The sequence below is a fragment of the Haloferax sp. KTX1 genome (assembly GCF_902410085.1).
GTDB lineage: Archaea > Halobacteriota > Halobacteria > Halobacteriales > Haloferacaceae > Haloferax > Haloferax massiliensis.
Map to the genome: position 1 here is coordinate 1 of NZ_CABPRH010000375.1, position 381 is coordinate 381.

At 66.1% G+C, this 381-nt stretch carries 1 pseudogene; it reads left to right on the forward strand.

Annotated elements, in window-relative coordinates:
* Positions 1-260: pseudogene (locus FY251_RS22275) on the forward strand (hypothetical protein); the annotation flags it as partial.
* Positions 261-381 lie beyond the last annotated feature (121 nt).

Below are 381 nucleotides of genomic sequence, written 5' to 3' on the forward strand. Positions count from 1 at the left end.
ACAGTACGGCGGCGGAAATCACCGTCTACACGCGGATTTACGCCGGGAACTCCACCGACGACGGTGACGTGGTCTGGGAGGGCTCCGAGGACGTGGGGACGCTCGAAGCTGACGAGTCCTACACCACGACCCGGCGCGTCGACCTGTCGTTCCGCGACGCCTACGCTATCGAACAGGCGGACGGCTGGATAACCATCCGGACGACTGTCGAGACGGCCGACCGGACAGTCACGTTCAGCGACCAGCGGAAGGTCGCCTGACGGGGAAGGCCGCTCCGGGACGACTGACTGCGCGTCTGAACGTTTTTATGCCGGAGCGCACCTATCCTCGGTACGATGACTACGACCGGCCCCGTTCCAGCGCTCGCCGACCGCGCGGCCG